We start from the raw sequence: 13,763 nt of genomic DNA on the forward strand, positions 1-13,763 counted from the left end.
CTGGATCGGTTTAGTAGTAGCTGCCGCCGCCGTCGCCAGGCTGCTTGATGACCTGGGCGTGGGCTTCGACGGCGGGCCTCAGCAGCCCGGCGCCCGCCAGCTCCCTGATCTGGTTGATGTGGTCGGAGCCGAGCTGGTACTCGGTCGCGACCGACTCGGGGTCGCTGAGCAGCTGCTCGGCGAACGACGGGTCCGATGCCGCGCGCTGCACGAGGTCACGGACACGTGGAGACGACTCGCTCATAGTCCCTCCCATGGGATGGATGGTGCGGCACCCGTCGGGGTGCCACGCGATCAAGGTATGAAGCGGGTGAAGGCGGAACCACCGCCTCACCCGCGTATTCCAGGACCGTCCCGGGACGGAGGCGGGACCGCGCGGCGGCCGAGCGCCGCACTCCCGACGGCCTACTCGGGGTGCGAGATGGCCTAGACGCCTCGCGGAATGGCCTAGACGGTCCGCGGGCCGGCCTGTTCACGTGTGCAGGACGGACTCTCCGGCGCGCGGCGGTGTACGGCCGGCATCCGGCGGCGTAGGGTCGGGGCCATGCTCAGGTTCGCCGAGCTCGAGGCCCTGCGGCGCGAACGCGGAAGGTCGGCCCTGCTCCTCGTCACCGACCGCTGCCCGGTCGGATGCGCCCACTGCTCGGTCGACTCACGGGCGGACGGTCCCCGCATCACCGACCACGCCCTCCTGGAGGAGATGGTCGAGGGCCTCTGCGCCGACGAGAGGCTGCGGGTGGTCGGCGTCTCCGGCGGCGAGCCGTTCGTGGAGCGGCGCGGGCTCGGCTACGCCGCCCGGCGCGTCCACGAGTCGGGCAAGGCGCTCGTCCCCTACACCAGCGGATACTGGGGGAGCGCGGGGGAGCCCCCCGGATGGATCCGCGCCGTCCTGCGGCTGTCGGCCTGCGTCGTCCTCGGCACCGACGCCCACCACGCGCTCCCGCGCGAGACCGTCGCGGCGGCCGTCCGCGCCGTCGCCGCGGAGGGCACGTGGCTCGTGGCGCAGGTGCTGGACGACCCCGCCCAGGTCGAGACGGCCGAGGGCGTTCTCGCGGAGGCGCTGGGAGAGCACTGGCGGGACCTCGCCGAGATCCATCGGGTCCGGCCCCTGCCGTACGGCAGGGCCTCCGGGCTGTTCCCCCGGGGGCCCCGGGTGCCCGGGGCGCGGCTGGGGCGGTGCGGGATCGTGAACTCGCCGACAGTCCGCTACGACGGGCGGATCTCGGCGTGCTGCAACGAGAACGTCATCATGGGGGCAGGGCCGCCGGACCTGCACCGGCTGGCCCGGGACCGCGACGGGGTGCGCCTGGCGCTGGACGGCCTCGCGGCCGATCCCTTCCTCACCGTGCTGGGCTCCCTGGGCGCGGGGGCGCTGACGGCGCTGCCGGGCCAGCGCGACCTGGCCGAACGCGAGTTCTCCGGTATCTGCGGGCTGTGCTGGCACATGCTGAGGCGTGCGGCGGGACGGCGCGACCCCCTGCTCGGCCTCCTGTCCGCCCTGCCCGTCCCGTCCTCCGCCCTGCCCTCCGCCACCCCGCCGGGGCCGTAGCGGCCGCCTCCCGGGGCGCGGCCCGTCCGGCGTGGCCGGGGCTATCCGGTGGGTGCGGCCTGCCGGAGGAGCACGGCGGCGCCCTCGACGCGGTCGGCGGCCAGGTCGCTCAGCGCCCGGTCCGCCGCGTCGAAGGGGTAGGCGACCGTCGTGACCTTCGGGGGATGGGCCGAGGCGAGGTCCAGGTACGCCCGCCCGTCGGCACGGGTGTTGGCGGTGACGCTGCGCAGCGTCCGTTCCTGGAACAGGTCGCGCTGGTAGTTCAGGACCGGGATGTCGCTGAGGTGGATGCCCGCGACGGCGAGGGTGCCGCCCCGGTCCAGGGCCTCCAGCGCCGTCGGCACCAGCTCGCCGACCGGCGCGAACAGGATCGCGGCGTCCAGCGGTTCCGGCGGCGTGTCCGCCGCGTCCCCCGCGGAGGCCGCCCCCAGCCCCAGGGCCAGCTCGCGCGCCCTGGCCGACCTGGTCATGACGTGCACGGTCGCGCCCTGCGCCATGGCGATCTGGGCGGTCAGGTGCGCCGAGGCGCCGAAGCCGTAGATCCCGAGACGGCCGCCGGGAGGCAGGTCGCAGCGGAGCAGCGCCCGGTACCCGATGATCCCCGCGCACAGCAGCGGGGCCAGTTTCTCCGCGGGCGTCTCCTCCGGCAGCGGGTAGACGTAGTCCTCGGGGGCGGTGAGGTGGTCCGCGTAGCCGCCGTCGGCGTCCCAGCCGGTGTAGGTGGAGACGGGGCAGAGGTTCTCCGCGCCCCGGAGGCAGTAGCGGCAGTGCCCGCAGGTGGAGCGGAGCCAGGCCACGCCGACCCGGGTGCCGGGGGCGAGCCGTACGGCGCCGGCACCGTGCGCCACGACCCGGCCGACCACCTCGTGGCCGGGCACGGTCCTCGGGCGCCGCGGGGGCAGATCGCCCTCGGCGAGGTGAAGGTCGGTGCGGCAGACGGCGCACGCCTCGACCTCGACCAGCACCTCGCCGGGACCCGGCTCCGGGACCGGCAGCCGGACGCGCTCCAGGGGACGCGAGGCCATCGGTCCGGGGCGGGCGACCACCCAGGCGTCCATCTCCCCGGCGGTCACGGGGTGTTCCTGATCCGCCGTCCGGTGATCTCCACGGGGACGATCTTGATGTACAGGTCGCGGTCGCCGCCCGCCCACGGCAGCACCCCGGAGGCGACGGCCGCGGCCCGCTCGTCGGGTGTGACGTGGTGGGCCCCGCCGCGTACCAGCACGCTCCAGCCCTCGCGGTTGGCGTCGTCGATCCGGTCGACCTCGAACGCGATCTTGAACTCGACCCCCTTGACGCCCGTGCGCAGGTTCTCGTCCAGCGGGCCTCCGAAGGAGGTGCGGAAGACCACCGCGCCGTCGTGGAGCACGTAGTTGACCGGCAGGATCGCCGGTCCGCCGGGCGCGTCGAAGGCCACCCGGCCGACGCCTCCCGGGGAGATGAGCCGCAGGCACTCGCCGGTGTCCAGTTTCTCCAGGCGGGCGTGGCGGCCGGGGAAACCGCGCCCCGGCGGCAGGTCGACCGTCCCGCCGAGCAGGTCCTCGATCCCGGTCTCCAGCGCGTTCGCCAGGCGGCTGACGGTCTCCTCGGTCGGGGAGGCGGGAGCCTGCTCCAGGTATTCGAGGTATCCGGGGTCGATCCCGGCCAGGTTCGCCAGCCGTTCGCGGCTCATGCCCAGCTCCTCGCGCCGCCTGGCCACCCGGCGGCCGAGATCGCCGGGAGCCGTCACGCGTTCGGTCATCGCAGTCTCCTGTGGAAAGGTGAGCTGTCGTTCCAGGTGGAGTGGGGTTTCGCCCGCTCCTGTCCGGATCTCTTCCGGGCCTCCCCCCGACGGCTCGTCCCTAACCCACCGGCCGACCGCGGGGGTCAGGGGCAGGCCTTCGGTTTTCAGATGAGACCCGTCTCGCGGGGCCTTCGTCGGGTACTCTGGAATGCCTTTTTCGGCAATCACGACATCGTGCATTCTTTCCATGTAATAGCAAAATTCGCGAAACGTACGAGAGGTCGTTAAGGGCGATGATGCCGGTATGACCGAAGGGTGCGTCCCGTGTGGGCGAGGGCGTCCCGGCGTGTTCGCGGGGGTACGGACGGCGGTGGTCCGCCGGGAAGGCGCCGGGGTTCGCGACGCCGTACGGCCTGCGGGAAGGTCGTCCCATGCCCTCCGGGGCACTCGCGGCGGCCTCTTGTCCGCTAGGTGGTCTTATGTCGGGAAAGGGATGATTTGTGGCTTTTATTGAAAAGTTTTCGCGGGGCGTGTCCTGGAGCCCGTCGCGGAGATCCCTCGCTTAGAATAAGCGCGTATCGAAAGACAAACCCTCATATATATGCATTCGATCGGTGGGCGTATTGCATCGTTCCAGCACCGGTGACCGCCGGGGGCGGCGTGGCTGGTGGGAAAGGCCTGGCGTGACGGTCCGGTCGGGTGTTGTGGGGAACGAAGACGGAGGCCGGCTGCGGAGGCCGTGTTCGGTGAAGTCGATCGGGAGAGGGATGCCGGAAATCACGACATTGGACGAGATCGGTGGCGTTGGACCCGAGGTGTGGCCGAGTCGATGACGGAAGACAACCAGTTCCGTGACTACGCCGCGCCGGGGAGCGACTTCACCTGGTCTCCGCCGCCGCGCAACGGTCGCAACGGTCGCAACGGCCACGGTGATCCGGGCGGCCCGGAGACTCCGGACGCAGCCGATGAGCAGATCGGGCAGATCGGGTGGAACGCCACTCCGGCCACCGAGGGGGAGCGCGGTGTGCTTCCGCCGCTTCCCGGCGGCCCCGACGGCACACGGCTCTACCGGAGCCCTTTCGCCGGTGGCGCCGCGCCGTACACGCGCGGCCCGGACGGGAACGGCGCCTCAGGCGACCGTCCTGCCGGAGCCGGAGCCGGAGCCGGAGCCGGAGCCGGAGCCGGAGCCGGAGCCGGGGCAGGGACGGAAGGCGGCGCCGGGGCGGGTGCGGGTGCGCCGGGTGGCTTCACCACGCCTGAGACGCCGGACGGCGGCACCCGTGCCTTCCCGCGTGAGGGACTCTGGGACGACCGGGACCGGAACGGAGCGCGAGGCGGCGGTCCCGGTGACGACAGGGAAGACGACGGGGAAACGGGCGACGGCTCCGCCTGGCAGCCGGAGGGCGGAGGCCCCGGCGCCTACTACAACGACTGGAGCGCGAACGATCCGACGGCCAGGTACCACGCCGTCCGTGACGAACCCGACGGGCAGGGCGGCACCTACGAGGCCTACGAGGCAGCCGAGCCCGACGAGCCCGACGACGGGCCGGACGGCCGGTGGAACTCCGGGAGGGCACGCCCCCGCGGGGCGGGCGAGCGCTACGAGGCGTTCTCCGACATGCTGTCCGGGCTGCGGGAGAGGCTCAGGTTCAGGCGTCGGCCCACGACGGTCCCCGCGGAGGAGTACCCCCCGCCCGGGATCGACCTCGGCGTCGCCCCCGGCGCCGACAGGGTGTACCCCCGTTCCCGGATCGACACCGAGTTCACCGGCGTCACCCGCTATCCGGTGCCGTTCCTCTCGCGGCCCTTCCTGTGGTGCGCGGGCGCGGACCCGGCCCTCATCCCGAACCGGAGCGAGCTGTACCGCTACTCCACGATCGGCATCTTCGTCTGTCTGGTCTCGCTCGTCGCCACGACGATGTTCACGGTCTTCGCCTCGGTCATCAACGGCGGCTTCTCCCCGGGGATCGTCCCCTTCGCGATCGTCTGGGGCATCCTCATCTTCTGGATCGACCGGTCGATCGTCGCCGAGCCCAGCTACGGCAAGGTGCTGTCGGGAACGGACAAGACCGGTCTGCTCGACCCGGTCGTCACGAGCCGGAAGCCCGGCTGGCTGACCTACGTGATGCGGGCGGTCCTCGCCCTCGGCGTGTCCTTCATCATCGCCGAGGCGGTGACGCTGCTCATCTTCCAGTCCGAGGTTCGCGACCAGCTCGTCTTCACCCAGACCGCGCGCACCGAGCAGGTCGACGCCAAGCACAAGTCCGCCGACGAGGACATGCGCAAGCAGCTCGACGCCAAGTACGACCGGGTCGAGCTCTGCGCGACGGCCAAGAGCAAGGAACGCACGCGGGACGCGGCGCTGAAGAAGAAGCAGGACGAGTCGCTGGGCAAGAAGGGGCAGGGGCTCAGCGGCACCGTCGGCTTCGGCCCGATCGCCACCAAGCTGGAGGCCGACTACAACAAGGCCCAGCGGGAGTACGTCTCCGCCCAGCGTGAGTGCGACGACGCCCGCGCCGCGGTGAGCGAGGACTTCAAGCAGTTCCAGGACGACGAGCGCGACAGGCGGGAGGCCGAACGCCGCGACGTGCGCAGGAACACCGGCTGGGTCGCCCAGGAGCAGGCGCTCCACGACTTCATCGCCAACAGCGGCAGCCCCATCGTCGTCGCTCTGCCGTGGGTGCTGCGGATCACGATCCTGCTGCTCGACCTGCTGCCGCTCAGCGTGAAGCTCCTGGGCGGGCCGACCGTCTACGAGCGGCGGCTGCGGGAGCAGGCCTACAGCCAGGCCTACGAGACGCAGCGGCTGCGCGACGCCCACGTCGCCAAGATCGACATGAGGTACGACCTCGACCGGCTGAACACGCGGGACAGCTACGACCGAGGGCGCGACGACATCCGCAAGGGACCCGGCGACGGTCCCGACCGCGGTAACCGGGGGACTCGCATATATCGCAACCAATATCTCTGAGGAGTCTCGTTGACCGATTTCCACGCCGGGCAGGGCGGATCGGCCTCCTCTCCAGCCGTCGACCACAGGGCGGCGATCGGCCGTTACCTGAAGCTCGCCGACCGGGCGATGACCGCGCTCGGACAGGAGGAGGTTCCGGACGCGGCGGCCGTACGGCAGGCCTACGACCGGGCCGCCGGGCTCGCCGCGAAGCTGAGAGAACGCTGCGCCAGGCCCGTCTCGGTCGGGATCGTCGGGGAGTACAGCGCGGGCAAGTCCATGCTGCTCGGCACGCTGCTCGGCCGGCCCGGGCTGCTGCCGACCTCCGGCTCGCCGACCACCGGCAACGTGACGGTGCTGCGCCTGCAGCCCGCCGCGCCCGGGGAGGACACCCGGGTGCGCGGCGCCAGGATCGAGTATCTCACCCGGGACGAGCTGGCCGACACCGTCGATTACATCATGAACGAGCTGGTCAGGACCGTACAGCGGGCCGGGGGCGGCCGGGACGTGTCGGCGCTGGCCGGCTACAACCCCGTCAGGGACGGCTGGGAGATCCTGAACCGGTGGGCGGAGACCACCCTGGACTGGGCGGCGATGGAGAACTCCCGGCTCCTCGGGATCACCCTGGAGCTGACCCGCATCCGCGACGCGCTCAGGCTCGCCGGGGAGTTCGTGCTGAACGGCCACTCCGGACTGGTCCTGCCGGTCGAGGTGGACATCCTCCGGCAGGCGCTGGACATCGAGGACATCCGGGAACTGCCGCGGAGCTTCCCCCGCACCGCCCAGGGGTTCCCCGTCTCCCCCCGCGACCCGGTGACGGCACGGACCCTGCGGGTCGGCTTCACCCTGATCCGCAGGGTGGTCTGCCAGGTCTCGGTCGCCGAGGGGGACTGGGCCGGACCGCTGCCCGGCGACGGCTCCGCGGCCGAGCTGTGCGACCTGCCGGGCCTCGGCGCGACCGCGGTCCGCGACGAGTACCTCAGCGTCAGGGAACTGGACGAGATCGACGCCATCGTGATCGTGCTGCCCTCGCACCGGGCCGAGCGCGACGACGCCCGGCAGTTCTACTCGTTGCTGGAGCGCAACCGCAGGGGTAAGGGCGCGCTCAGCGAGTCGATCCTGGTGGCCGCCAACTGCTTCGACCTGCTCCAGCCGCCGGACACCCTGCACACGGGCGCGGCCGACCTGATCGCCTCCTCCCGGGACCTGGCCTCCCTGCACCGGATGGCCACGACGCTCAACGGGCGCAGGGAGGACAGGATCGCCTTCACCTCCTCGCTCGTCGCGATCGCCACCCGGGGCCTGCCGTACGATCGCGGCGGCGAGGAGGGCGACAAGATCACGAAAATGCTGGGGGCGGCGGGGGCGCAGGCCGAGCGGTGGAAGCGGATCGCCGGTGACCTGTCCCTGACCGACCCGGACCACGCCTACACCGCGGCGCTCAGGGAGTTCGGGCGGGACGGCGGCATCTCCGGGCTGCGCGCGATGCTGGACCGGCACGTGCGGACCTACGGCGTGTTCCTCAAGCACGAGGCGGTCGTGCCGATCGCCGCCGATCTGCTGGCGGCGCTGCGCACGCTCGACCGGATGCTGCGCCCCGCGGTGCAGGGCGTCTCCGGCGACGCGCGGGGCACGGGCTCCCTGACCGCGCTGTTCAGAATGATCGAGGAGGAGACCTCCCGCACGATGAGGTCCCTGGGGCTGCTGACCGACCCCGAGCGCCTCTCGGTCGAGGGGACGTGGGTCGCGCCGGGAGTGGGGTCGGCCGTGCTCGACCTCGCCCGGGCGGGCGCCACCTACGACGTGTTCACCTGGCGGGAATGGCAGGAGTACCGGGAAAGGGTCAAAGACGACGGCCGGATCGGGCCGCCGCTGGGCAGGAGCCAGACGGGGGGCACCGGGCGGGGATCGGGGTTCGGGATCGCCCGCGCCATGCCGGCCGAGGCCGACGCGACTGCCCCCGACACCACGGAACGGCTCTTCGGCCGGTTCGAGCCCACCTGCGTCCGCGCCGTCGGCACGGCCAGGGAGATCTACCTGACCGCCGTGGCGTCCTGGGCGGAGCGGCGTCACCGGGAGCTGGCCCCGGCGCGCGAACGGCTGCGGGACCCCGCGGCGCGGGCCGCCGCAGAGCGGCTGCTCACGGCGCTGGACCCCGGCGACGGCGGCGAGGCGCGCTGGCACAACCTGCTCAGCCTGGCCGCGATGGACTGGCTGCCCGGTGCGGCGGCGGGCCTGCTGCCCGTGCCCGTCCCGCTGCCGGCGGCCGAGACGGCCCGGATCGCCGAGCGGTTCCCGCTGCGGACCGCGCACGCGCTGCCCTGGCACGGCGATCGCCTGAACATCGCCGGTGACGCGGGGGCCAGGATCGTCAGCCACCAGATGAACATCTTCCGGGTGCGCGGTGACATCGTCGCCGCGGTCAACCACTATCTGCGGCGGCACCTGCTGGCGGACGCGGCCAGGCTGGGCCGGGTGCTCCGCGAGGAGCTGCAGGAGCTCCGCAACGCGGTCCCGGCGGAGGAGAGCGTCCGCAGCATGACACGCTCCGGCCCGGCGGAGGCCAGACGGTCCGGCCCCTCGGGAGGCCCGATCCGCGATCTGCTCGACGAATGGGGCGACGAGCCCGGGAGGAAGACTCGATGACCGTTCGCCTGCTGTTCGCGGGGCCCCACGACGGTGAGGGCAACGACGAGACCGCCTCCGGCGTTTTTGTGATCTTCGCCGTGAACGGGGAGTACCGCCTGCCCGACGTCTTCGTCGAGCCGGAGGGCGTCGCGCACGCCGTGGACGTCCAGGGACCGGCGGCGCAGCCGCCCGACGACGAGATGGCGGCGGGGATCGCCAAGCTGTACGTCCTGCCCGGCTGGCGGCCCAGGCCCGTACCGGGCCGCTACCTGCTCGTCCAGGGGCCCTCGATCCCGGCCGGCGACCTCGGGCTCGGCGGCGAGCGGGTCGTCAGGATCGCCTGGTGGCTCGGCGCGGACGGATCGCCCGTGCGGGAGTTCCCGCTCGAACTGCGGTTCATGCCCCCCGGCGCGCGTCCCGTCCAGGGCGGGAACACCAACCGGGACGGCGCGCGGCAGGTCGCCCCCATCGGCGAGCCGCGGCGGCACGAGAGCTTCTTCGGGCACGCGGCGATCGACTTCGGCACCTCCTCCTCGACCGTCACCCTGTACGACAGAACGGGCGGAAGACGCGTCGAGATGGACGAGCAGCAGTTCCAGGTACTGCTGGAGGGCTTCCACCGACTGCTGCTGGACGGCCCCGCGGGAGCGCGCGACGCCGACTGGCCGCAGGCCCGCCGCGACATCGTGCAGGGGTTCACCGCCCGGCTCAACCTGCTGCTCGGCTTCTCGGGCACCGCCGACTCCGTCCGGGTCACCGTCACCGAGGAGGGCATCGAGGTCCTCCAGCCCGGACTCCACTACCTGCCCGTTCCGTCCGTCCGCTACCGGGACGTGCTCTGCAAGGAGCTCGACGTGGCGATCTCCCGGATGGACGAGCGGCTGGGCACCGCGTACGCCATGAGCCTCTCCGGCTGCTACGCCGACGCCTTCGCCACCCCCGCGCTGGGCTCGCTCTACCTGCACCAGGTCGTCTTCGGGGGCGACTCGCCCGAGATCTCCAGTGAGATCAAGGTGCTGGAGGGCTCCCCGCTGCGGGCGGTGCTCGGCGACGGGGCCGATCGGGTGCTGCGCGGCTACCCCGGCCTCAAACGGGCCTTCTCCCGGCCGCGGGAACTGCCGGACCTGCCCGCCGAGGCCGGGGGGCCGGTGACCACCGACATGCTGCTGATGCGGGCCTACAACGACCTGGTGGACAAGACGATCGAGTACGGCAACGAGAAACGGTCCGCCGAGTGGGGCATCCGCGGGCTGAACCACCTCGTGCTGACCTACCCGACCACGCTGCCGCCGTCGGGGCGCCGCGCGCTGGAGAAGATGGCGCAGTCGAGCCTGCGGATGAGCAAGGTGACCACGACGTTCGACGAGGCCGTCGCGGCGGCGCTCTTCTTCGTCATGCGGGACTTCGGCGGCGAGTCCGACACCGGCATCGAGCCGTTCCGCGCCCGCTCCCGGAGGGTACGGCCCGGCCGCCCGGCCTGGCGGCAGAACATGCTGGTCATCGACATCGGCGGCGGGACCACGGACGTCGCCCTGTTCGCGCTGCACCTGCTGGACCGGCAGGTTTCCGCGGACGGCGTCCCCGAGGAGTTCTTCGGCCGCCACTACGTGATCAGGCCCGAGGTCCGCGGTTCGACCGGCCATCCGCAGCTCGGCGGCGACCTGCTGACCCTGCGGGTCTTCCACTGGCTGAAGGCGGAGATCGTGGACGCGCTGAGGGCCCAGGCCACCGGCGACAGGGGAACGCCGAACGGGAACACCGGGGAAAGGGAGACCTGGCTGCGGCACTGGCCGCCGTCGCACGTCGACGCGGACGGCACGCCACGCCCGATCGCCCCGGCCTTCATCGCCAACCCCGACCCCGGGCCCCGGCCGGAGCACGTCTGGGAGGGGCTGCGCGACCTGCTGCCCACGCACAGCCCGTCGCTGGGACCCTCGGAGGGCCGGGCCGTACCGGGGCGGGCGTTCTACCGGCTGTGGCAGGAGGCGGAACAGGCCAAGAAACTCCTCGGCGCGGGCAAGGAGTACACCCTGCCCAAGACCAAGCTGCAGGAGGTGCTCAACAACATCGACGGCCGGTCACGCCCGCCCGCCGCGCTGGTCGACCGGCTCGGGCACACCGTGGTCACCCTGGCGCCCGAGCAGTTCGAGCACCTGGCGACCCCCGTCATCACCGCGGCGGTCGACATCGCGCTCACCACCTTCAGCGCGCAGCGCCGCAGGGAACCGGACGAACCCATCGACATCGTCGCGCTGTCGGGCAAGACCAGCACGATGCCCCTGGTCGAGCGCATCGTGACCAGACGGCTGCGGGAGCTGACCGCGGGCGGTACGGGTGGCACAGGTGACGCGGGGGAGGCGGACGCCGTCCTCACCCCCCGCCTGGTGGTCGAGCGCCGCTACGCCAAGCAGGCCACCTCCATCGGGGCCTGCTGGGCCCACAGCTTCAGCCGGTACGCCGACATCGAGAGCGCCGAGACCTCCGGCTGGCAGGGAGAGGCCGAGCGCCACGTCGACGGCCGCGAACGGCTCAGGGCGGGCCAGAACGTCGTCGGGATCTCCGTTGACAACCTGTTCCAGAGCCTTCCGTGCGACTTCTCCCTGCAGAACGCCGACACACGGGTCGGGATGCTGCTCAACGCGGGCGACCATCTCGACATCGCCGACCGCACGGGCCGGCTGTCCGTCCGTACGGCCTGGCGGCCGATGAAGGAGGACATCCACATCCACCGGGAGCTGGGCGGCGACCGCGGAGAGTCCATCGAGTGGGGCCGCTTCACCTTCGACAGCAGGCAGGACAGGCTCACCCGCGCCAACGTGGACTGGGGGAAGATCCGCTTCCAGATCGAGATCAACCAGGAGCTCGAACCGGTCATCCACCTGTGTCACGGCGGCAACCCGATCTACCTCACCGACAGCGAGTTCGGCGACGTCGGGGCGGCGCTGAACGGCGGACACGGGGGAAACCACCTGGAGGCCACCGGGCTGCCCGCCGCCATCCACGTCAGGAGGACGCCCGACGCGCTGGACGACCGGACGACCGTCGAACTCTTCCCGATCCTGCCGCCGGGCGAGGAGACCAGGCGTTACCTGCGCTCCTATCTCCTGGAGAGCGGGGGGGACGGCAGGGTGTTCACCGGCGCGATCGCCCCCGGCTGGCTGCCGCAGCCCGCGCAGGAGCACGGCGCGGCGACCTGGGAGTTCCTCTGGGTCGACGGCTACGGCAACGTCTCCCCGCTGTTCAAGAGATCCGCTCCCCGCAGGGACGCGCACGTGCGCTACCACGTCACCCTCGACTACCTGGGACGGCTGCGGATCCACGTCGGCTACCCCCGCTACCTGGCCGCCCGCAGGCTCACCGACCTGGCCGACTACCCGGGTTCGGTGTTCTCCACTCCGATGGAGCCGGGTGACTCGTTCGGCAAGCCCGAGTGGGAGCCGTTCACCGGTGACCACTGACCTCCGACAGGACGACGCCATGGAAACGCTCGACGATCTGCTCGAACCCCTGCTCGGCCTGGACGGGCGGCCCGCGCCGTTCGCCGGGCCGCTGCGCGACTGGCTGACCGCCGTCGCCCCCCGGCTGGACGCCCACCTGGAGCAGCTGGCCGCGCAGACGCCGACCGGTCTCTACGAGCGAGGTCAGGACCTGCTCAGCCGGTTCCGCCTGATCCGCCGGGTGCCCGGCCAGCGGCTTCACCAGGCGGTGGTCGCCGAGCTCGCCGATCCGGCGAGCCCGCTGCGCGTGCCGCTGTGGATCGCACTGGGCGAGCTCGCGGGGCGGCTGCTCACCCTGCTCCACGGCGACGGCCCACAGGAGTCGAGGGAAGAGGAGAGCCGTCTCGTGCTGGGACTCGTCACCCTGCTGCTCGGGCTGACCCATCCGCAGACCCGCGCCCGCCCCGAGGACCAGGTCACGCGTGCCCACCGGAGGTGGGAGGAGACGCGGGAGCGGCCCCCCGGCGAGGCACGGGAAGACAGGGGCGAGGCCTTCGCCGGGCTCCTGGACGGAACGACCGGCCGGGATCGGGCCTCGGTCCGGGCTTCGGCTCCGGATCCGACGCGGAGGCAGGGGGACGGGGATCGGGAGGAGGCGGACGAGCTCACCGTGCGGCTGCGGGACGAGTACGACCGCCTCTACCAGGACACCGTCGTCTACCTGGGCGAGCCGGACGAGGCCCCCACGACGGCGGAGAGGCTGTGGATCGGGCTGCACGTGGCGTGCCTGCGGCTGCCGGACGCGATCGCCGCCTCCCAGCGCGAGTACTTCGCGCAGACGTTCGCCGGCGGACCGGGAGAGGGGATCGTCCCGCCGCTGCCCGCCGTCGGGTTTCCCGGGCTCGGGGGTGTTCAGGGGCCCGACGAGGGCCGGTGGCGCTCGCCGAGGGCGACGCAGATGTACGAGCTCCTCATCACGATGTTCGCGGTCGCGGATCTCGACCCGGGGATCTACCACGGTCTGGACGAGCTGGCGCGTGACACGCAGACCCCGATCAGGCTGGACCGTGACACCCGCCGTCAGTACCGCGAGCGGGCCCTGAGCCGGCTGCGGCAGCTGGACGGCCTCCCGCCGGGCGACGACCTGGAGATCCGCTACCTCGCCTGGGTCGACGAGGCCGTCTCCTCGTTCTTCCCGCTGCCGCTGCCCGCCCCGGACAGCTGGTGGGCCGAGCGGTACCGGCGTTCCCGGGGGCTGGTGCTGGAGGCGGTCAAGGCCGCGGGGGGAAAGGTCGACATCCTGGACGGCCGGATCTACGACCGGGCGCTGCGCGGGAAGCTCAGCGGCACCCAGATGATCCTGCCCGTGGAGGAGAGCGACGTCGACCGGGTGCTGTGGACCCTGCGGCTGCCGTGGGAGTTCAACGGCACCGGCGACGCGGGCCGGGTCGTGTACGGCGTCCGCAGGCGCTGACC

At 72.3% G+C, this 13,763-nt stretch carries 8 protein-coding genes; 5 read left to right on the forward strand and 3 right to left on the reverse strand.

Annotated features, from left to right (window positions below; all coding sequences use genetic code 11):
* Window positions 1-10: 10 nt before the first annotated feature.
* Window positions 11-244: a hypothetical protein gene (locus tag AB0N02_RS18420; protein ID WP_363947615.1), complete on the reverse strand. Its 234-nt coding sequence runs from the start codon at window positions 242-244 to the stop codon at window positions 11-13.
* 300 nt (window positions 245-544) lie between these two features.
* Between AB0N02_RS18420 and AB0N02_RS18425 the strand changes: the two genes are divergently transcribed.
* Window positions 545-1,549, forward strand: a complete 1,005-nt coding sequence (locus AB0N02_RS18425) for a radical SAM protein (RefSeq protein ID WP_363947617.1) — start codon at window positions 545-547, stop codon at window positions 1,547-1,549.
* A 41-nt stretch (window positions 1,550-1,590) separates the two neighbouring features.
* Here AB0N02_RS18425 and AB0N02_RS18430 read toward each other — a convergent pair whose 3' ends face one another.
* Both AB0N02_RS18430 and AB0N02_RS18435 read right to left on the reverse strand, forming a co-directional pair.
* Window positions 1,591-2,607 carry a zinc-dependent alcohol dehydrogenase family protein gene (locus tag AB0N02_RS18430; RefSeq protein ID WP_363948012.1) on the reverse strand — a complete coding sequence of 339 codons (1,017 nt, stop codon included), beginning with the start codon at window positions 2,605-2,607 and terminating at the stop codon, window positions 1,591-1,593.
* An 11-nt stretch (window positions 2,608-2,618) separates the two neighbouring features.
* Window positions 2,619-3,290 (reverse strand): pyridoxamine 5'-phosphate oxidase family protein, encoded by a 672-nt coding sequence (locus AB0N02_RS18435; protein WP_363947620.1) that lies wholly within the window; start codon window positions 3,288-3,290, stop codon window positions 2,619-2,621.
* Between the two features lie 811 nt (window positions 3,291-4,101).
* On the opposite strand from AB0N02_RS18435, the gene AB0N02_RS18440 reads away from it, so the two are divergent.
* From AB0N02_RS18440 to AB0N02_RS18455, 4 genes are read left to right on the forward strand one after another with little or no spacing between them, the layout of a single operon-like run.
* Window positions 4,102-6,243 (forward strand): DUF4407 domain-containing protein, encoded by a 2,142-nt coding sequence (locus AB0N02_RS18440; protein ID WP_363947621.1) that lies wholly within the window; start codon window positions 4,102-4,104, stop codon window positions 6,241-6,243.
* Between the two features lie 9 nt (window positions 6,244-6,252).
* Complete coding sequence (locus AB0N02_RS18445) at window positions 6,253-8,868, forward strand: dynamin family protein (RefSeq protein WP_363947623.1); 2,616 nt, start codon at window positions 6,253-6,255, stop codon at window positions 8,866-8,868.
* On the forward strand, window positions 8,865-12,308 hold the full coding sequence (locus AB0N02_RS18450) for a hypothetical protein (protein WP_363947626.1): 3,444 nt from the start codon (window positions 8,865-8,867) through the stop codon (window positions 12,306-12,308). Before AB0N02_RS18445 ends, AB0N02_RS18450 begins: the two co-directional genes overlap by 4 nt.
* The gene (locus AB0N02_RS18455) at window positions 12,298-13,761 is read left to right on the forward strand and encodes a hypothetical protein (RefSeq protein WP_363947629.1); all 1,464 of its coding nucleotides are present in this window, start codon (window positions 12,298-12,300) and stop codon (window positions 13,759-13,761) included. The genes AB0N02_RS18450 and AB0N02_RS18455 overlap by 11 nt, the downstream gene beginning before the upstream one ends.
* Window positions 13,762-13,763 lie beyond the last annotated feature (2 nt).

The organism is Streptosporangium sp. NPDC051022 (assembly GCF_040683035.1).
Classification (GTDB): domain Bacteria; phylum Actinomycetota; class Actinomycetes; order Streptosporangiales; family Streptosporangiaceae; genus Streptosporangium.

Excerpts from the sequence above, each read along its gene's own strand:
- AB0N02_RS18420 (WP_363947615.1), bottom strand. The coding sequence starts at position 244 with ATGAGCGAGTCGTCTCCACGTGTCCGTGACCTCGTGCAGCGCGCGGCA.
- AB0N02_RS18425 (WP_363947617.1), top strand. The coding sequence starts at position 545 with ATGCTCAGGTTCGCCGAGCTCGAGGCCCTGCGGCGCGAACGCGGAAGG.
- AB0N02_RS18430 (WP_363948012.1), bottom strand. The coding sequence starts at position 2,607 with ATGGACGCCTGGGTGGTCGCCCGCCCCGGACCGATGGCCTCGCGTCCC.
- AB0N02_RS18435 (WP_363947620.1), bottom strand. The coding sequence starts at position 3,290 with ATGACCGAACGCGTGACGGCTCCCGGCGATCTCGGCCGCCGGGTGGCC.
- AB0N02_RS18440 (WP_363947621.1), top strand. The coding sequence starts at position 4,102 with ATGACGGAAGACAACCAGTTCCGTGACTACGCCGCGCCGGGGAGCGAC.
- AB0N02_RS18450 (WP_363947626.1), top strand. The coding sequence starts at position 8,865 with ATGACCGTTCGCCTGCTGTTCGCGGGGCCCCACGACGGTGAGGGCAAC.